At 65.1% G+C, this 19,404-nt stretch carries 12 protein-coding genes and 1 pseudogene; 5 read left to right on the forward strand and 8 right to left on the reverse strand.

What is annotated here, in order from left to right:
* Window positions 1-147: 147 nt before the first annotated feature.
* Both G1H10_RS26765 and G1H10_RS26770 read right to left on the reverse strand, forming a co-directional pair.
* A complete protein-coding gene (locus G1H10_RS26765) occupies window positions 148-756 on the reverse strand; it encodes a VOC family protein (protein WP_163743738.1) in 609 nt (202 codons plus the stop codon).
* A gap of 56 nt (window positions 757-812) precedes the next feature.
* A complete protein-coding gene (locus tag G1H10_RS26770; RefSeq protein ID WP_163743739.1) occupies window positions 813-1,154 on the reverse strand; it encodes a VOC family protein in 342 nt (113 codons plus the stop codon).
* A gap of 166 nt (window positions 1,155-1,320) precedes the next feature.
* Between G1H10_RS26770 and G1H10_RS26775 the strand changes: the two genes are divergently transcribed.
* Window positions 1,321-4,176: a LuxR C-terminal-related transcriptional regulator gene (locus G1H10_RS26775; RefSeq protein ID WP_216853694.1), complete on the forward strand. Its 2,856-nt coding sequence runs from the start codon at window positions 1,321-1,323 to the stop codon at window positions 4,174-4,176.
* A gap of 491 nt (window positions 4,177-4,667) precedes the next feature.
* On the opposite strand, the gene G1H10_RS26780 is transcribed toward G1H10_RS26775, so the two are convergent.
* Together G1H10_RS26780 and G1H10_RS26785 are read right to left on the reverse strand one after the other, a co-directional pair.
* On the reverse strand, window positions 4,668-5,240 hold the full coding sequence (locus tag G1H10_RS26780; protein WP_163743743.1) for an RloB family protein: 573 nt from the start codon (window positions 5,238-5,240) through the stop codon (window positions 4,668-4,670).
* Between the two features lie 56 nt (window positions 5,241-5,296).
* Window positions 5,297-6,649, reverse strand: a complete 1,353-nt coding sequence (locus tag G1H10_RS26785) for an AAA family ATPase (protein ID WP_163743745.1) — start codon at window positions 6,647-6,649, stop codon at window positions 5,297-5,299.
* Window positions 6,650-6,812: 163 nt separating this feature from the next.
* Between G1H10_RS26785 and G1H10_RS26790 the strand changes: the two genes are divergently transcribed.
* From G1H10_RS26790 to G1H10_RS34785, 4 genes are all read left to right on the forward strand, one after another.
* The gene (locus G1H10_RS26790; protein WP_163743747.1) at window positions 6,813-9,314 is read left to right on the forward strand and encodes an AAA family ATPase; all 2,502 of its coding nucleotides are present in this window, start codon (window positions 6,813-6,815) and stop codon (window positions 9,312-9,314) included.
* Window positions 9,311-9,673 (forward strand): hypothetical protein, encoded by a 363-nt coding sequence (locus G1H10_RS26795; RefSeq protein ID WP_163743748.1) that lies wholly within the window; start codon window positions 9,311-9,313, stop codon window positions 9,671-9,673. The genes G1H10_RS26790 and G1H10_RS26795 overlap by 4 nt, the downstream gene beginning before the upstream one ends.
* A gap of 207 nt (window positions 9,674-9,880) precedes the next feature.
* Complete coding sequence (locus tag G1H10_RS26800) at window positions 9,881-11,107, forward strand: DEAD/DEAH box helicase family protein (protein WP_163743750.1); 1,227 nt, start codon at window positions 9,881-9,883, stop codon at window positions 11,105-11,107.
* A 108-nt stretch (window positions 11,108-11,215) separates the two neighbouring features.
* The gene (locus G1H10_RS34785) at window positions 11,216-14,974 is read left to right on the forward strand and encodes a PDDEXK-like endonuclease domain-containing protein (protein WP_216853695.1); all 3,759 of its coding nucleotides are present in this window, start codon (window positions 11,216-11,218) and stop codon (window positions 14,972-14,974) included.
* Between the two features lie 62 nt (window positions 14,975-15,036).
* On the opposite strand, the gene G1H10_RS26815 is transcribed toward G1H10_RS34785, so the two are convergent.
* The 4 genes and pseudogenes from G1H10_RS26815 to G1H10_RS33465 all read right to left on the reverse strand — a co-directional run.
* A complete protein-coding gene (locus tag G1H10_RS26815) occupies window positions 15,037-16,182 on the reverse strand; it encodes an McrC family protein (protein WP_163743755.1) in 1,146 nt (381 codons plus the stop codon).
* Window positions 16,183-16,213: 31 nt separating this feature from the next.
* Entirely contained in the window at window positions 16,214-18,619 is a 2,406-nt protein-coding gene (locus G1H10_RS26820; RefSeq protein WP_163743757.1) for an McrB family protein, read from the reverse strand.
* A gap of 107 nt (window positions 18,620-18,726) precedes the next feature.
* Window positions 18,727-19,314 (reverse strand): restriction endonuclease, encoded by a 588-nt coding sequence (locus G1H10_RS26825; protein ID WP_163743759.1) that lies wholly within the window; start codon window positions 19,312-19,314, stop codon window positions 18,727-18,729.
* Window positions 19,304-19,404, reverse strand: a pseudogene (locus G1H10_RS33465) (IS982 family transposase); the annotation flags it as partial. The pseudogene G1H10_RS33465 and the gene G1H10_RS26825, both read right to left, overlap by 11 nt.

Consider the following 19,404-nt stretch of genomic DNA (forward strand, 5'->3'; position numbering starts at 1 on the left):
GGTCAAGTTGGGCAGCGTCCCGCGCATCGAAGGGCTTGCTTGCCTTCGATGCGCGGGACCGTCGAACGCTGGTGGGAACTGGCAGAAGGCGGTCGCGACGCGAGATTTACGACGCGCGATTCCATGCGATCCGAGCCGCTGTTTCGCTCAGGCTGAAGTGGCCTCCCATACGAACCCGTCCGGGTCGGTGAACGGCCCGGCGTTGCTGCCGACAACAATCCGGTGCGACCCGCTGCCGTCTGGGGAGACGCCCGCGACCTTGGCGAGTCCACGGCGTTTGTAGAGCGCCAGCGTGACAGCGCCCGAGTCGAACTGGACGTACTTGCGGCCGTAGCTCTTCGCCACCTTGAAGCCGCGGTCAACGTAGAACCGCTTGCTCGCGGCGACGTCCGCGACGCCCAGCTGGACCACGACGTCGTCGATCTGCCCGGTGGCCGGCCCGGTGTCCTTTTTCGACGAAGACGCGAGGGTCACGATCGTCCCGTCCGGGGCCTGGACGACGCCGCCGTAGCCCCAAAGCGACTTGGCCGCCGGCTTCACCGTCGTCGCTCCGGCGTCGACAGCGGCACTGACCAGGGCGTTGACATCGGCGGGCTGGGACATGACGAGCGATAGCGTGAACCCACGGAAACCGGATGTCGGCGCTTCGGACGCTCGTACCCGCACGTGCTTGCCCAATCCGAGCACCTCGGTGTAGAAGCGCTCGGCGGCGGTGGGGTCGGATACCTCGAGGGTGATGTGGTCGATGGTGGTCATGGCTGTTTCCTTCGCTTGTTGGTTGCTGGTGCCGTGGTTCTGCATTCCCGGTCCGCTCATCGCTGGAGGAATCCAAGGACGTTGCCGTTGGGGTCCTCGACGACGGCGGCCAGTTGCCCCGCGCCGACGTCTTTGACTTCCTGGCGGGTTCGCCAGCCCGCATCGGTGGCGTGACGCAGCGTTGTGGTGACGTCGCCGACGTGGCAGTAGCCGACCGGACCCGTCATGCCGTGGTTGTGGCCGTTGGGGTCGAGGCCGATCTCCTGGTCACCGATCCGGAAGCCGACGTAGTACGGCTCGTCGGCATAGGGCTCGACGCCCAGCGCGGCTGCGTAGAGCGCCTTGGCGGCGGCCAGGTCCCGGACCGGGATGATGATCGTCTTGATGCCGTGGCTCATGGCTGACTCCTCATTGACGTGGGCTTACTGATGAACAGCATCGCGCTGCCAGGGTCAGTCCCACATCCGTGTTGAGCACGGAGAGCACCACGGATCCCGTCCCGTAGCCGTCTCCGTAGGCCTCGCCGTCGCCCCTGCGATGCAGCCGCGGGAGAGAATGGGTCACGTGTCGAAGCAGGCGGCAACGGCGGGGATCTCGGATCGAGAGTCCGAGATTCTGACATTGATCGGAGAGCATCGCAGCAACGCCGAGATCGGCGCCCAGCTGTTCATATCAGTGCGCACGGTCGAGAGCCACGTGTCGTCGCTGCTGCGCAAGCTCGGGGCGCCGGATCGTCGTGCGCTCGCTGGTCTCGCCGGCGAGTTGGTCCGTGCCGAGCGGACCGACCAGACGCTCGCCGGGCTTCCGTCGCCCTTGACTCCGTTCATCGGCCGCGCCAACGAACGCAGCGCGTTGCGCGACGCCGTCAGCGCCCACCGCGAGGTTACCGCCGTCGGTCCCGGTGGTGTCGGCAAGACCCGGCTGGCGCTGGCCGTCGCCGCGGACCTTGCGGGCGACTTCCCCGACGGTGTGTGGTTCGTCGACCTTGTGCCGGTCACCGATCCCGCAATGGTCGATTCCGCCGTTGCGGCCGCGCTCGGCTTGGGCGAGCAACATGGCCGCGGCATCGACGACTCGGTGTTGGCCGCACTGGCGGATCGGCGCGTCCTGCTGGTGCTGGACAACTGTGAACACCTGGCCGACGGGGTGGCGCCGTTCCTCGAGCGCCTGCTGGAGCGCTGTCCGGAGGTGAGCGTGCTGGCCACCAGCCGCGCCCGGCTCATGGTGCCCTTTGAGCGGGTCTATTCGGTTCCGCCGTTGTCCCTCGACGAACCCGGCGACGACGCACGCAACACGGGCGGCGCGGCTGGTTCGCCGGATGCGGTCGCCCTGTTCGTCGACCGGGCCGCGGCCGTCGGGTGGACCGTCGACGACGAAGACCTGGACCAGGTCGCCGACGTGTGCCGGAAGCTGGACGGGGTGGCGCTGGCGATCGAACTCGCTGCTGCCCGCCTGCCCGTGCTCGGGCTTGACGGGCTGGTCTCCGGGCTGTCCGACCACCTCCGGCTGCTGGTCGGCGGGTATCGGGCGGATGATCGGCACCGCTCGGTGCGGGCCATGCTGGATTGGAGTCAGGCGCTGCTCGCCGGCCCTGATTTGACGCTGCTGCGGCGGGTCTCGGTGTTCGTCTCACCGTTCACCGCCTCGGCCGCTGCTACGGTGGCCGGGTTCAGCCCGCTGGAGCCGGGCCATATCGCCGACGGGCTGGCCAGGCTCGCGGAGCAGAGCCTGCTCAGCGTTGCCGCGTCCGCCGGTGGCACCCGGTACCGGGCGCTGGAGACCATCCGCCAGTACGGGACCGAGCAGCTCGCCGGGGCCGGTGAGCTGAACGCCACCCGGGCTCGGCATCTGCGCTGGTGCCTGAGCGCCGCAAGCGAGCTGGCCGAGGACACGTCACCCACCACGGGTGTGTGGCGGGCCAGGTTCGACGCGGTGGCCGACGACCTCCGGGCAGCGCTGAGCTGGGCCGCCGCACAGCCCGGCCAACGCGACGACACGCACCACCTCGCGCTGTCGCTGGCGCACTTGGCCTTCACCCGTAATCTGGTCGGCGAGTCTCAGCAGCGCTACGAGCAGGCGGCGGCACTCACCGACGACGCCGTCCGCGCGGCTGCCGCACTGCGGTGGGCTGCGAACGTCGCCGCATGCAGGATGCGGGGCGACGACGCCTACCGCCTCTGGCAGGCCGCCGCCGACGTCGCCCACCGCGCCGGAGATACGGCTGCCGCCGCCCGGGACCTGGCTACAACGGCCACCACCTACTTCCGCAAGGCCGGGACCTTCGCTCAGCCGCCCCCGCGCGACGAGGCGATCGCGCTAGTCACCCGGGCGGGCGAGCTGGCCGGCGATGACCTCCCGGCGCAAGCCGCAGTGGCGCTTGCCGAATGCACTGCTCAGGGGTACGCGTTCTTCGCTGACCAGACGGAGGCCCAGACCGGTGCGCCCGCGATGACCGCGCTTGCGGAGCGGGCAGTGGAGTTGGCCCACCGGCTGGGCGACCCGGTCGCCGAAGGAGCGGCGTTGCACGCCATGACCGGGGCGCAGCGCCGCGCGGGCGACACATTCGCTGCCGCCGCTACCGCGCGTCGCCGCGTCGAACTGCTGCAGTCCGTGCCCGTCACCCCGGACTCCGCGGACGAGCTGATCGACGCGTTGACGATCGCCACCGCCACCAGCATCGGCGTCGGCGACCTCCCGTCGGCACGACGATGGAGTCGGCAGCTGCGCGATCTGCCGCTGTTGGCCGAGGTCGGGCACATCGCCACGTCGCAGCTCATCATGGCCGACGCGCTCGCCGGGTACGGCAACGACGTCATTGCTTCCAGCGGCCAGTTTCTCGACGGCTGGACGCAGGCCGGCCGGCCGCGGGGCCACACCTTCGGCCCGGTAGCCGCGGCGGTCGCGATGATCCACGGACTGTGCGGCGACGAAGCCGCGCGCGCCGAGTGGCTGGCCGTCGTCGACCAGCTCGGCGTCAGTGATGCGGACCGATCCGGCTACGCGCCCACCTTCGACGCCATCACCCTGCTCCACCATGGACAGGCCACACTCGCCCTGGAACGCCTCGATACGCGATCCGGTGAGGCGAACTTGTGGCGCTTGGGGATACTGCTCCACTGGCACGTCGCCCTGCGCGCCGAAGCGGCCGTACTGGCCGGGCACCCCGACGCCGGCGATCATCTCGCCGCCGCCCGCCCGATAGTTGGAGAGAACCCCGTTGCCAACGCGATCCTCGACCGAGCCGCTGCACTGCTCAACGACGACAGGGAACGCCTCCTCGCCACCGCGATCGCATTCGAGGCCGCCGGCTGCCCCTACCAACAGGCCCGGACGCTCATCCTGGCCGGGCCCGACACCGCGCCGGCCGGCAACGATGCGCTCATCAACCTCGGATTCACCCGAGTAGACGCCGCTGGCTGATCTGTGGGATGACGGGGACCCGGCTCTGCCACGTACCAGGCCTGTCCCCTGGTCCGCCCGTCAGCGAGGCTGACGCAAGCTCTGTACGCGGCGCCGCCCATCCTCAAGTCGGTGGAGACCCCAACAAGGTGGAACACGGCGGCAACGTATTCAAGGTTATGCATCAACCTTGAATATGGGAGGTGACTGATGGGTGCTACGACGAGTCGGCGGTCCCCGATGTCGGCCACAATTGGCCGAGGAATTCGAGGCATGATGCCACCCATCCTCTCCTGTCTAGGTACGTGGACAATCGAGACTGTCTACGTTCGCAGACAGATAGGATCCTGACCAGTAGCTTTAGGCACTCGATGTTGAACCAGCAGGACTTCCACCATCGAACTAGCAGCGTTTCCATCGACGAACTAGCAGAAATGATTCTCAACTGGGCTCAGATGGATCCGGGAACCGATCCGACCAAGACTTTGCGGGAATCACCGGATCCGCTGCGACTACCGTCGTTCCCCGCGAATCACGTCGACAAGGTGCCAAACGTTCGTGCTCGGGTTGCTGTGGGAAGGCGAGCCGTCGCCCGCATGCTTGGCGTCGAGCTTCTTTGCTCGATCGACTGCTTCGGGGTACCGCTCGTCGAGCGCATCGATGGCATCAGTCGTTAGATCCTTGCCACAGCCCATGTGAGCCTTTGCGCGCCGCTGGGCATCGTGCCGATCGATATAGGCAGTCTGGTCCTCGTAGTGCAGGACAAACCACAGCTCGATACAGGGATTCGAAACAGCCACGTTGATGCCATTGTCCTTGGCGAGCCGGACCGCCTCGTCGAAATTAGGATGCTCATCCCGGTCGAACACACACCAGATCTCATCATGAGCACGCCCGCGACCACGCCTTGCATCCCGTGCCTCAGCCTTCTTCGCCGCAGCCGCGCGCTTGACCATGGCGAGAGGCGAACCACCACCCCGGAACTCATCGATCGTCACGTTGACCCAACCGCGAAACCGACGGTGCCAATGCACCAGATACTGCTCCTCGGTTTTCAGGCCCTCGACGAAGACGAGAAGCTCCACCAGCTGCTTCCCTCTGGGTGGTCTCCGGCGCGGCGGACCACCTCTACGTCTTGGTGTCACCGCGCGTCTCCTGCAGATATCAGCCGTGCAGCAGCGGCGAACTCCTCCACTGAGAGGATCGGTCGGGCGCCGTAACGTCCATCCAGATAGCGACGACCAACCGACTCCTCCTTGCGGGGTTTCAAATCCGACAACGGATACAGCCGAGTGCTGCCGTCATCGTCTTTCTCGGTGAACCAGATCTGGTCCCGACCGATCAAGCGGTCGCTGACGGCGTCTCCGAGCAGGGTCGCGTCATGCGAGTTGAAGACCAGCTGTGCTTGGTGTGGGTTGGTGTCGCTCCGCTGGAAGAGCCGCACAAGCTCCGCGACGAGCGACGGGTGCAGGCTCGCATCGAGCTCATCGGCAAGCAGGACCGACCCTTCGGCGAGTGCCTGGACCACAGGGCCCGCTAGCCCAAACCACACGAGGGTCCCAAGCGACTCATCACTCGGATGCAGCGAGACATCGCCTTGGGTCCCGCGATGCCGGAGCTCGACACCCATCTGCTCGATGTCCGGCATTTCCTCAAGGGTCTCTGGATCGCCTTCCTGTCCATTGAGGATCCGCACGGCGCGCTGAATCCGCTCTTTGAGTTCAGGCGGAATCTCATAGGTCCTCGCGCCGGTAATCCCCAGATCAGCCGCCTGCAGCAGGGCTAGCACCTGCTTGCGGTACGACTCGTCGTCAAGCATGCGGGTGGTCAAGGCCTGCCGAGCGTGGCGGCTCTCCGCCTCGGCGATCCGGAGATTGGTGGCGAACCACTCGTACAGTGGCAGAAGCACTGGATGGTTGGCCGAGGCCGCGGTGGAGAGGAACAGCGCATTCGGCCGCAGGAGCTTCAGCACAACCCGTCCGTGCGCGCGCTCGGTCGGCCCGAGTTCGACGTCGTCGCCGGTGCGTCGAAAGACCACGGCTGCGCGGCCCTTCGGGTACCGATATGCCCACTCATCGAGCACCCGCTCGTCGTCGATCGAGAAGCCGTACTCATACCGCACGTCTCGAAGCACGATGTCGATCTCGAACCGCGACGGTTCCACCCGAGATCCTGGGTCCAACATGAATGGCCGGCGGTGGACGCCGCCAGTCGGGCTGGCAGAACGGAAGGAGTGCAAGACATGCCAGCGCATGTCATCCATGGCCTTCAGCACGTTCGACTTGCCCGAGCCGTTGGCTCCGAACACCCCTGCAGCAGGAAGAACATTCACGGGCTGCCCACCCTCGCGCCAGCGGACGGGCCACACGGCCCCAGGCTCCGCCAGCCCGGTGGCGAGCATCGAGAGCTCGAACTCGTCCCGGAACGACCGCACGTTCTCCCCGCGGAAGGCGAGGAGCACTGACCGCTCAGCGGCGGGCGACTGTCGTGTCATACAGCGATGCTCGCAGAAAATCTGCGCGATCGGTAGCTCTTTCTAGCCACAGGCGATGCCATAGACCAGGATCGAAACGCTGCGCCCTTCTTCGCTGCAGGGCTTGTGTCCGACGTGATTGGTAAGAATGCCTCGCCGTGATCATCAGAGGGGATGGGGAGGCATGAGCGACGCAGGGGGCCTGAACGACGACGCACGAGTGGCCGACGAAGGACACGAACCGCCAGCCGACACTACGGCGGATCTGACGAGGACCGTCATGCAGGCGGCCGAAGACGACCCGAATCTCAGCGACGACGCCCGGCTTCTGCTTCTCACCGCAATGACCGGTGATGACGAGCTGAAGACCGAACTCACAGGCCACACGACGAACACGGACGGCGAACCTGCGCCACGCCAGACCGGAACACCGGCGGGTGCGTTTCTCAAATCGATCACGGTAGCGGGATTCCGGGGCGTCGGCCCGGAGGCCCGCCTCGACCTGACCCCGGCTCCCGGTCTGGTCATCGTCGCCGGGAGGAACGGCTCCGGAAAGTCGACCTTCAGCGAGGCGGTCGAGGTGTCGATGACCCGCACGTCGTACCGCTGGGACAACAAGCCGAAGGCGTGGAAGGCCGGCTGGCGCAACCTACACGCATCGGACCCGTGCCGGGTCGAGGTCGAACTGGCCGAGGAAGGCGTCGGCACGACGACGGTTGCGGCGGAGTGGGCGCCGGATACAGAGTTGGACGGCGGCTCGCACTGGGTCCAACGGAACGGCCAGAAGCGCGACACATCCAAGGATCCGCTCGGCTGGTCGGTTCCCATGGAGACGTACCGCCCGCTGCTCTCCTACGACGAGCTCGGCGGGATCCTCGAAGCCGAGCCCAGCAAGCTGTACGACAAACTCTCCGCGGTGCTCGGGCTCGGACAGATCGCCGACGCACAGGAGTGGTTGGACGAGCAGGTCAAGGAGACCGGCGCACCTCGGCGTGAAGCGAACAAGCTGGTCAAGCAGGTGCTGGAGGAGCTGGCGTCGTCCCCGGACAGCCGGGCGGCCGAGGCGCACACGCTGCTCAAGGCCCGAAAGCGCGACCTGGACGCGATCGAGCAGCTCGCCACGGGTGTGAGCAGCAAGCCGCCCGAGGATCTGACGGCGCTTCGAAAGCTCGCTGCCCTGACCGTGCCGTCGCTCGACGACGTTCAGGCCGCCGTCGAAGAGTGTGACAAGGCGCAGCACTCGCTGGCTCAGGCGTCCGGAATGGCCACGGACTCGCTGGTGCGCCGCTCAAGGATGCTCGAGCACGCGCTGGAGCATGTCGTGATGACCGGTGCCGGCTCCTGCCCGGTGTGCGGCGTCGGAACACTCGACGACGAGTGGGCGGCGCGAGCGCAGAAAGAGCTGAGCGAGCTCAAGGAACAGACCGCCGCACTGCGGGAGGCCGAACGCGCGCACAGCACTGCGTTGAGCAAGCTGCGCGGCCTCCTTGGACCCGTGCCGAGCACACTCCAGGCCGAGATCGATGCGGATTTGCCCAGTAGGTCAGCCACAGCAGACGCGTGGCGCGCTGTGCAGGCCGTCGACGTCAGCACGTCCACTGGCCCGCAGGAGCACGTCGACGCCTTCACGACACTCGAGTCGAACGTCACCGAGCTTCGTCGGGAGGCGGATGCGGAACGGCAGCGGCGCGAGGACCTGTGGTCACCGCTGGCCCGCCGGCTGATCGAGGTCGTGAGTGCCCTTCGATCCGCCGACGAGGCGGACCAGCGCGGCGCGGTCGCCAAGGCTGCGGCGACGTGGCTCAAGGAGCACGGCAACGAGCTGCGCAACGAACGGCTGCGTCCGATCTCCGAGCACGCTCAGCAGATCTGGGGCGAGCTGCGGCAAGAGAGCAACGTCGACCTCGGGCCCATCCAGGTGAGCGGCAGCAAGACGCGCCGGCAGGTCCAGCTCTCAGCCGAGGTGGATGGCGAGGAGGCCGGGGCGCTGACCGTCATGAGTCAAGGTGAGCTGCACGCATTGGCGCTAGCGCTCTTCCTACCGAGAGCGACGTTGCCTGCCAGCCCGTTCCAGTTCGTCGTCGTTGACGATCCGGTGCAGGCGATGGACCCGGCCAAGGTCGACGGGCTGGCACGCGTGCTGGAGCGAATCAGCCGCACTCATCAGGTGGTCGTGTTCACGCACGACGACCGGCTTCCGGCCGCGACGCGGTACCTCGGTATCGATGCGCGAATCCTGCGCGTGGATCGAACAGCCGGATCGCGGGTCGAGGTGACCGACGACGAAGATCCGACCAGGCGCTACCTCTCCGATGCCAAGGCTGTCGCATTGGACCCGAACGCCAACGACGAGGTCCGGCGACGTGTCATTCCGGTGCTGTGCCGGCTCGCCGTGGAGAACGCGTGCCGGGATCTGTTCATGGCTCGAAGATTCGGGCGTGGTGATCGACGAGCCGACGTCGAACGGGCATGGGAGGACACGCGTACGTCGCGCCAGGCGCTTGCACTCGCCCTGCGCGATGACGCCCGAGCCGACGTGAACGGGTGGCTCCGACGTGACAGGCGGCTGGACGCCGCCATGCGGGTCATCGGACGCGGTGCACACGACGGTCTGCTCGGTGACGCGGCCGGCGCCGTCGACGATGTCCGCCTGCTGGTGGCCAGGCTCCGGGCGAATGCGCCATGAGCGCGGCGACAAGCGCCGTCCGGCTGCTCGACCTCGCGGATCAGATCCTGGCCGGAGACCTGACGACACCACGCGCACGCGCCGCCCGGTCGGCCGCCGTCCTCGGCCGCTCTGCGGTGGAGCAGATCGTTCGCGAGGTGTGCGACCGCCATGGTCTGGATGTCGGGCGGACCTCAATGCGAGTTCAGCTGGCCTGCCTGCGAGCCGTGGCCCCTGGGACTGCCAGGGACGCGGCGGTTGCATGGTCGGGCCTGAGTCGTGCGTGCCACCAGCACGCCTACGAGATCGCGCCGCATGACAACGAGATTCGCCACCTGCTCACCCGCGCACGCAGAGCGTCTGATCACCAAATTGGCTGAACTGTTCGACGTACGCCCTATGGTGCGCCTACCGAGATCGTTCACCGAAGAAGCCGCGCACGGTAGGGCTCATGAAACGGACACACGCTACGATGAGCGGCCAGATGCCGCTTTGGGGGATCAAATGGCATCTCTGTCCTGGGGGAACGGCTACGCCGACGGCTCGGCGGTCGGCGCAGCTGGTGGCACGCGTAGGGGTGGATTGAGATGAACTATTCGTTGGTGGAACGCGCCCGGAATCTGTTCGAATTCCTCAAGCAGACACAGCGACTCAAGGTATCGACGCCGAACTCGACAGACACATACCAGCGAGATGGCGCAGTACTGTGGCTTGGCGCTTTGCCCAGCCATCAGGTCATCTCCTCTGGGCACAAGGCCGAAGAACTCAAGCCCGACGATCCGATCCTGACGATCGATCGGGTGCCACGAATGGCGCCTCCTCAGATCGATCCTGAGCTTGAACGGTGGCTGGACTCCGAGTTAGACGATCCCGAGCACCCGCCGGGCTTGCGTCGTTCAGTCCTCGACAGTACCGAGTTGCGAAGCAGTGACACGTCCGGCGTTCCCACGGGCGAGCAGCCGGTACACGAGGTGCATCTCGCCGACCGTCCCGAGATCCACAGCCGGTACGAAACGTGGCTGGCTTCGTGGCGGATCTGGGCCGAGGAAGAACTGCGAGTGCGGCCGGTACGAGCGGCATACAACGAGCTGTTCGACGCCTATATCACGTCAACCGGCAGCCCCGAGGAATTCGAGCTCGTGCTGGGCGTGGGATGCCTGACCTGGACGCCGGACGATCATTCCGCCGTGAAGCGACACCTGCTGACGTGTCCCGCACGCATCGAATTCGACGACGACTCCGGTCGGCTATCGGTACTTCGCGGCGAGGCCCGTGAGTCGATGAAGGTCGAACTCGACATGCTCGACCCGGGACTCATACGAACGCATGAGACCGTGAACGAGGTCCGCGCGGCGGCGCGTGAAATCGACGCGCACCCGCTAGAACGAGGTGAAGTATCCATCCTCATCCGGCGACTGGTGCACTCGCTCGACCCTGACGGTGAATACCACGACGACGACGCGCCCGGGAGAACAGGCAATACGGCGAACGCGTCATTCGCGCCCGCGGTGATCCTGCGAAAGCGGTCGCAGCGGGGCATGGTCGAGATCTTCGACAGCATCATCGCTCAGCTCAACGAGGCTGAGGACGTGCCGGCAGGTATCGTGCCGCTGGTCGACGCCGACTACGTCCCGCCGACCGAGCCGAGCACGGAACCTGGGGCCAAGGTCCTCGTCGACAACGAGACGTTCCTCCCCATGCCGGTCAATGAAAAGCAACTACAGATCATCGAGCGGGTCGATCACCGTTCCCAAGTCTTGGTCCAGGGGCCGCCCGGCACCGGCAAGACACACACGGCGGCGGCTTTGATCTGACACCTACTGGCGCAGGGAAAGCGTGTACTGGTCACGGCTCAGACCGACCGCGCGCTCTATGAAGTGCGGGACAAACTACCTGAAGACATCAAGCCCTTGTCGGTCAGCGTGGTGGGCGAATCGCGCGAGGACATGGCCGACCTCAAGGTCGCGGTGCAGTACATCGCCAACGCCGCGCATGAATACGACGCGCGCGACAACGAGCGTGCTATTCGAACGTGCCTCGAGTACATCGACAAACTTCGACGCCAGCGAGCAGAGGTCCACGCCGAACTCGTCGCCGTCCGCGAACGCGAAGTTCGTCAACATGAGCGAGGCCCCTACCGGGGCACGCTGGCTGCCATCGCGCAGGAAGTCATCTCTCGTTCAGATTCGTACAAGTGGATCCGGCGCCACGTGACGGTCGCTCCGGAGAGTGAGCCACCACTCACCTCGGGCCAGGTCTGCGAATGGCACGGCTATCTTCTCGACGAGCAGCTCACCGCGGATGAGCCCGAATCCGCCATGCGATTGATCGAGCTGGGTCAGATCCCCGATCCCGACGGATTCGCGAACCTCGTCGAGCAGGAGAGGCAGGCCGTCGAAGACGGTAAACGGCATGAGGAACTCCGCTCCCACGAAGCCTTCGAGGCCGTCCTTCAGCTGGGCGAAACCCAGCGACTCGAGCTTCAGCGTCGGCTACACCGCTTGGCGGATGAAGCCGACAGCCTCGCCGGCCGCCGCGAGCATTGGATGGACGACGCTCTCAGCGACGTGCGGTCTGGTCGAGCCGCCTCCTGGCGAGCCCGCGGCGAGAAGATCCGCGAGCTGATCGAGCAAGGTAAGGGTCCAGTCGAACGGCTCGGGGCGCTCACCAAGGTGGAGCTTCCGACCGCTGACATGGGATCTCTCGTCACCCTCGCCAAAGGTCTGCGCGACCATCTTGAGAACGGCGGCAAGATCAAAGTCATGCCGGACGGCAGACCGAAGATCGGCGCACTCACGCCGAAACCAGTGAAGTTCTCCGCACCGCTGTTCGAAACGGTCCGGGTCAACGGCGTACCACCCGTCACGGTTGACCCCCTCGACGCTGTTCTCACCTGGGCCGAGGCGTTCACTATCCTGTCTGCACTCGACAGCGCATGGCCGAACACCGTCGAGATACCTGACGAGGACACCCTGCATGAGCGGCTGCAGTGGCACGATACCGAGCTTCAACAGCTGCGCCGCATCCTCGGACTCGCCGAGCAGTTGCAGGCGGAGGAGCAACACCTTGCCGAACTCTCGCTGCCGGCCCCTGATTGGAACAATCTGAACGCGGTCCGCACATATGCGCGCCTCGTTGACGCGGCCACGGCTCAAGACCGGTGGGTCGCCGCCAAGGAGCCTCTGCTCCAGCTCGAAGAGCGCATATCGGAGGCGGCGCGTTGGGATGACGCCGCACCATGCGTCAGCCGGCTGCGTGACGCAGTAGCGAACAGAGATCACAACGAGTACGCGTCCGCTCACGCCCGCATCGGGCGGCTTCGGCTGGTGCGGGCCACTGTACAGCGGCGTGACGAGCTCGCGGCCGTGCTCGACGGAGGAGCGCCAGGGCTTCGGAAAGCCATCGCCGAGAACCCCGGCGACGCCGGCTGGTCACATCGGCTGACCAACTTCACCGAGGCGTGGTCCTGGGCGTCCACCGCGGCGTGGATCGTCGCTCAGGAGGCTAAGGACGTCAACGCGCTACAGGCACAGTTGAACGAGATCGAGCAGGAAATTCACCGGCAGGTCGAGCAGCTGGCCGCCCGGCGGGCGTGGGACCACGCGGCGTCTCCGGAACGGCTCGGCGGTACTGCTCGCGCCGACCTCACTCAGTACGCCGACTTGGTGAGACGCGGAGGCAAGCTCACGGGCAAGTTCGCTGCGCAGCGGAAGTCGGAGATCCGGCGCTCCATGGATCGGTGCCGCCCGTCGGTGCCGGCATGGATCATGCCGATCCACCGGATCGCTGACCAGCTCCGGATACAACCGGACATGTTCGATGTGGTGATCGTCGACGAAGCATCGCAAGCTGGCTTAGAAGCGACGTTCTTGCAGTATCTCGCGCCTAAGATCGTCGTCATTGGCGATGACAAGCAGGTCTCGCCCGCCGGCGTGGGCATCGATCAGCAGCAATACCGCGACCTGGCTGCCCAGTACCTGACTCACGATAGGTACCGCGACTCGTGGCAGGATCCGCTTCGGAGCCTCTTCGACGAAGCCAAGATGCGGTACGGCGGAATGATCACCTTGACCGAGCACCGTCGCTGTGTGCCGGAGATCATCGGATTTTCGAACCGGGTCGCCTATGAGCCGGACAACATCCGCCTGATTCCCGTCCGGCAGTACGGCGCCGACCGTCTCCAACCGATCGTGCCGAGGTATCTCCCTGACGGCTACGTCCGCGGTACGACCCATAAGGTCAATCCGGTCGAGATGGACGCCATCGTCGAGCAGGTCGAGAGGTGCTTGGCCGACTCGGCCTACGACAACAAGACGTTCGGAGTGATCTCTCTTCTCGGCACGGCACAGGCCAAAGCCATACAGACGAAACTGATGGAGCGGATCCCCAGCCACGAGTGGGGCGCCCGAGACCTGCGGGTCGGCGATGCGGCTGCGTTTCAGGGCTCGGAGCGTGACGTCATTTTCCTGTCCATGGTCGAGGCCGCGGAACCCGGCCGACGGGTCGTACCGCTCACGCGTGACATCTATGTGCAGCGTTTCAATGTCGCCGCTTCGCGGGCCAAAGACCAACTGTGGGTATTCCACTCCCTTGACAAAGATACGCTGACCAATCCGGAGGACATGCGCTTCCAGCTGCTGGACTATTGCTACAAGGTCGTACAGCGTGTAGATCTCGATAATGAGACGGGCAGCTCCGAGCTCGTGCCGGAGGATCGGGTAGTCCCGCCCTTCGACTCGCTATTCGAACAGCGTGTGTACAACCGGGTAGTGGACCAGGGCTACACAGTGATTCCACAATACGAAGCCTCCGGTTACCGGATCGACATGGTGGTGGTCGGTGGCAGTACCCGGCTCGCGATCGAATGCGACGGAGATCACTGGCACGGTCCCGAAGCATACGAGAGTGACCTCGCCCGCCAACGGGATCTGGAACGTTGCGGCTGGCAGTTCTTCCGCGTACGGGAGTCGGCCTTCTACGTCGACCCGGCCGCCGCCCTGCACGACCTCTGGGAGCTCCTCCGCAGCCTCGATATCCGCTCTGCCGCGGAGCGGACGGCCACGGCGCAGAATGTGGGACAAGCTTCCGAGGCTGAGAGTTCGTCGGCGCCCCAGGCGGAAGTCGATGTTGCGGAGACTTCGGAGCCACCAGTAGAGGCGGAGGCAACCGAGGCGCACGAGGCCACCACGTCCGCCCAGGAACCGTCGGCTCCTCCTTTACCGCCAGGCGTCATAGCCGTAGGGCCGCGGTCGCTCGCGAGACTCGAGCAAGAGATGCAGCTGGTGGAGCAGTGGCTTAGCCGCGCCAAGGAGGCGAATGCCGCAGCTGACTCCTCCGGGCGGACAGCAATGATCCGGGACCGAAGGCAACGCGAAGAACGTATGGCGGCACGGCTTGCTTATCTGAGGGATGTGCTGGCCAAGGCACATGTAGCCGCCAGCTCACAACTTCCGGATGAGTCATGGCCGGGGTCGATTGTTCGATATCGCGACATCGAGTCCGGCGAGACGTTCGAGGCAGTCGTCAGTGACGTCGACCTTGGCGACGCCGAACACGAGTGGGTACGGCCGAACTCACCGTTGGGCAAGCTCCTCGTGCGCGTGCAGCCAGGGCAACGACTCTCCCATAGCAAACCCAACGGCGACCCGGCCGTCATCGAGATCCTGGCTGTCTTCGACTAACGCGAGCACGGCGACGAAGCCACCCAGCAGATCACTTTTGGACGACGCGCTCCGCTCGCGCGCTATGCCCTGTGACGAACGCGCATGTCCAATATGCGAGTCGCCACACCGCGGACCTGCCCGAGGATGTCGTCGGGACCACCGGAAAGGTCCAGGGTCGTCACCACGAGACGACGACCCAGGTGCACGACGTCGTGCACCGCGTCGTCGGCCTCACCGGCCGCATAGATGAGAAGCCCTGCCGGGAGGTCTGCGGCGACGACGTAACTCAACAGCTGATACAGATCGGCATGGCTGACCCTGGCTTCGCCAACGCGTCTGTACTTGAGATCTCCGACGAACTGGCATCGCCCGCCTTCCCACCACGAGATGTCCGGCTGCAGCGTCACCGTGCGCGCCGAGTCCAACCGCAGCCGACGATCACCCTGCGGAAAGGCGCGTTTGCTCTGTTCAAGGGCCTCCCGAAGGGCCACGACGACAAAGTCCTCGAACACCCGGTTCATGTCCATCAGGAACCCATTGGCTCGGATGGCGCCGTGATGATGCTCCAAGGTCGTAGCCCGGAGGATCAGCTTGGCCAGCTCTACGGCCGGCCGATAGTGCTCGTTGAGGCGGTTCCAGGTGATCTCGGGCAGACGTCTCCCGTCATAGCGCATCAGGCTCACCTGACCCAGCGCCCCGTCGAGAGAATGCAGTGCGCTTCGTGCCCACGATGACCGGAGACGGATTTGGCTCAGGTTGCGGACTGCGGCCTTGATCAGGCGGTTGACCTCGATGTCTTCGGTGAAGTCGTCGTAGGAGACTTCGATCGGCGGCGCGACGCCGTACCGACGGTTGATCTGGTCGTCGATACGGATACGTCCGCGTACGGTCTGCAGGGCGTCTTCCTCCGTCCGGTATCCCTGCAGCAGACCGGGCCTGAACGCTCGTCTTACGTGATGGACGAACCCCGGGAGCACGGCCTCGAGGAGGAGGTCAGACCTTTCGTAGTCGAAACCGGACGACTGCCAGCGCTTCGGATCCAGCACGTACGAGATCAGGAACAGCACGTTCTGGATAGGTAGCTTCGGCCGGATTTGGACAGCCAGCGAGCCGATCTCCACGGCTCCGATAGTCGAGCCAGGTGTGATGTCGTAGCGGTCGGTGCTGCCCACGGTGGGCGTCACGTCGGCCTTGATCAGGTCCCGCACAGCATCACGTTCCGCCACCGACAGCGGGACTTCCTTTAGCGTCCGATACTCAGTCAGCTGAATCTGGCGCACCGGAGTCCTCGACTTCCAGTCCCGGATCAGCCGATGCGCCGGCTCGCATCCGCCCGAATGTGAACTCCTCCCATCGCTCAGGCTCGCTGAAGAAGTGCTCCTGTACGTACGGCTCGATGGAATGGCGCCAGATCAATTCGACCCACTCGTCGTCGAGATCGTCGCGGAGGAAGTGGCTCGGCCCGATGGCGAGGTCACGATCCCCCATTCTCTGGTTGGCGTCGTCGACCATATCGGCGACCCATTCGAGGTGCGGCTTGCGGTCGCGGAGCCAGCGCCGGAGCAGGCCGTCGATCGGCGGTTCGTCGGGGAGAAACGGGATGAAGTGAAAGCGTCGCCTGAGGGCGGCGTCGAGCAGGGCGATGGTCCGGTCAGCCGTGTTCATTGTGCCGATGATCCACAGATTCTCCGGGAGAGAGAAGGGCTCGTCGGAGTACTGCAGAGATATCCCGCGTTTGCGGTACTCGAGGAGGAAGTAGAGCTCGCCGAACACCTTAGCGACGTTGCCGCGATTGATCTCATCGATGATAAGAATGAAGGTCTCTCCCGGTGATTCAACAGCGGCCTCGGCGATCCGCTTCAGCGGCCCGTTCTTGAGCCTGAACCCGGGATTGCCCCCCGCCAGCTGCGTCGGCCGGTAGCCCTCGACGAAATCCTCGTATGCATACGACGGATGAAACTGAACCAGGTCGACCCGGCTCTCGCTGCCCGCAATAACCTGCGCCAGCTCTTGGGCCACATAGGTCTTTCCGGTGCCCGGCGGGCCGTAGAAGATGACCTGCCGCTTGTCCTCCAGCAGCTTTCGAATGCGCTCCAGGTGGCCGGCATCGATGAGCAGCCGGTCGGCGAGCTTGTCCAACTTGGGACCATCTACGGCCACGCCGTCCTGCTGTATCGCGCTCTCCTCCTCTGCGTCATCGTCGTCCAATTCGCCGCCGCGATACCGGGCGAGGGCCCGACGCTCGTTCTCCGGCAGGGGAACGCGATCGATGGACCATTTGACGACCAGCCACATCACCGACTGGGCGTCTAGCCGGTCACGGAACTCCAGTCCGCGCGCAGAAGCCTCACTGGCGAGAGTGTCAAGGAAACCGAGCGCATGCTCGTAGAGCCCTACTTCGTCCGCCTCAGCCGGTGGTCGGTCATGGTCGGTGAGTTCCATCGCCTTGGTGAACGGCGTGGTCTGAAATATCGGATACTCAGTGGGATCCACGGCCATCATCAGGAACGAAGCAAGCGTCGTCCGAGTGCCTTTGCCGCTGACTGCGTCGCTCGGCACGGACTTAAAGAAACCCTGGACGCGTTCGGCAAGCGTCTGGCCAGGCTCCCACATGGTCCGCAGCGCTGCCCGCGCCGGCTCCGGGTTCTCCGCGCACCACTGTAGGAAGCGCCTATGCATGTGGTACGAAGTCAGGTTGTTTGGTGAGTTGAACGCCTTCCTAAACAGTTCGAGCCATTCGCCGTCGGCCAGTAGCGCGTCTTTGGCTCGCGTGAGCCTGTCGGCAATCTCGAGCTTGTAGTCGCGCTCCATCGCATCAAAGCTCGCGTCGCTGTATAACCGGCTCGCCCAGTGGATGAACTGTCCCCACGGGCTGGTGTCGGGTTGCCACACCCGCAGGAGGTCCGGCTCCCAGAACATAAACTGCGTGCCCCGCTCCTCGGCCAGCTTGCCACGGATCTCGAGGAGCTGATGATCCACATTTCGGCTCGGATCCGACACCAGCTCAGAGAAGGCTTTCGCGATGCGTGTCTTCATGTTCCGCGCCACGATGTACTCGAATGTTTCTGGATGAACGAGGTGCAGCAACGCCTCTCGCTGCGCGTGGGCGCCCTTAGGCAGCGGAACACCGAAGAGGAAATCGCGGAACGCCCACGGGTCCTGTAGCAAGCGCTCCCGCTCGGATTGCTCCTCGCGCTTCCACGCGCGTGCGAACTCGATGATCAGCTGGAGCTGGAAGGGTCGATAGGTGTAGAACGCTGTGCCGGTGGCTGCGAGCCCCTGCTCCAGCGCTGTGTCAAGAGAGGAAGGGATCTCGACAGGGGACTCCGCCCAGCCGAGCACCCGGGTGATGAGACTCCGCTTGGTGTCCGCCCTGTAGCTGTCCGGCGATGCGACGAGCAGGTGTACAAAGATGACCTCACCCATGAGCTGGATCGCCTTAGGCGAGGCGTCGGATAGCTGCCGCTCAAGCTTGACGTGGAAGGCATCGCTCGACTCGTCAGGACTCTGGACGAAGCGTTGGTCAAGCTCGTCGAGTAGCGATGACGTCCATACGGCCTCACCTGGTGTGAAGAGCGAATCATCACGGCGGAGGGCCGCATCGACCCACTGTTCGGTTGCTCGGTAGATCATTTCATGTTCGGGACGTTCGGATCGCGGCATTGGCACACCCTTCAGCTGTTACGACGCACGCTACGACCGACCTCGGACACTTGCTGTGGTCCACGAACTCAAGCCCGGACAGTTCCCGCCATGCCCTCGGCAGCCGTTTACCCGGACTCTTCCTGCAGAACCCACGCACGCTTGAGCGGGATGCGAGCACGGATCTCGTCCGGAAGCTGGTCGTATGACTCGAAGAGCCGGTCGAGAACGTCCTCTGCATCCCAGACGCGAATACTCAACCGGTCTGTTCGAAGCGCAGCCACTCCTGCCTTGCCGAGGCCGCCCCACGCAACGAGAAGCCCTTGGTCTGCCTGATGAGAAGCCATGGCACCCTTCAAGCCACGGACGACGGGCGCTCCGATCGGTCCCGCCTCCGACTTGACTTCGACGATCAAGGTCGGTGAGTCCAAACCCAAGGGCCCTCGGCCGGCGATGATGTCGACGCCGAAATCCGGTCCTTCGGGCGACACGTCGCACGTATAGCCCTGGACGCGCAGGATGGCTGCTATCAGGTTCGTGAGCTTATGCTGCCCGAACTGTTCAACCAGGTGGGTCCGGACGCGGTCCCGTATCGCTTCCAGCGTCGGGTTCGGACTCGGATCCACTACGTCGGAACTCGTGTCCACGGCTTTCCCCGTCGACCAAGATCCCCCATCCTCTAGATGAATGATTCCTTGAAGATTGTCAGTGGTCATAGGCGATCAGTGATCGTTTGGCTGTGAGGCCGAGGGCCCAGTTGTGCCAGATCCCGGCGGCCAGGGCCAGGAGCCGCTGGCTGATGCGGG

This window comes from Phytoactinopolyspora halotolerans (genome assembly GCF_010550675.1).
GTDB classification, from domain to species: Bacteria; Actinomycetota; Actinomycetes; order Jiangellales; family Jiangellaceae; genus Phytoactinopolyspora; species Phytoactinopolyspora halotolerans.

Excerpts from the sequence above, each read along its gene's own strand:
- G1H10_RS26765 (WP_163743738.1), bottom strand. The coding sequence starts at position 756 with ATGACCACCATCGACCACATCACCCTCGAGGTATCCGACCCCACCGCC.
- G1H10_RS26770 (WP_163743739.1), bottom strand. The coding sequence starts at position 1,154 with ATGAGCCACGGCATCAAGACGATCATCATCCCGGTCCGGGACCTGGCC.
- G1H10_RS26785 (WP_163743745.1), bottom strand. The coding sequence starts at position 6,649 with ATGACACGACAGTCGCCCGCCGCTGAGCGGTCAGTGCTCCTCGCCTTC.
- G1H10_RS26790 (WP_163743747.1), top strand. The coding sequence starts at position 6,813 with ATGAGCGACGCAGGGGGCCTGAACGACGACGCACGAGTGGCCGACGAA.
- G1H10_RS26795 (WP_163743748.1), top strand. The coding sequence starts at position 9,311 with ATGAGCGCGGCGACAAGCGCCGTCCGGCTGCTCGACCTCGCGGATCAG.
- G1H10_RS26800 (WP_163743750.1), top strand. The coding sequence starts at position 9,881 with ATGAACTATTCGTTGGTGGAACGCGCCCGGAATCTGTTCGAATTCCTC.
- G1H10_RS26820 (WP_163743757.1), bottom strand. The coding sequence starts at position 18,619 with ATGCCGCGATCCGAACGTCCCGAACATGAAATGATCTACCGAGCAACC.
- G1H10_RS26825 (WP_163743759.1), bottom strand. The coding sequence starts at position 19,314 with ATGACCACTGACAATCTTCAAGGAATCATTCATCTAGAGGATGGGGGA.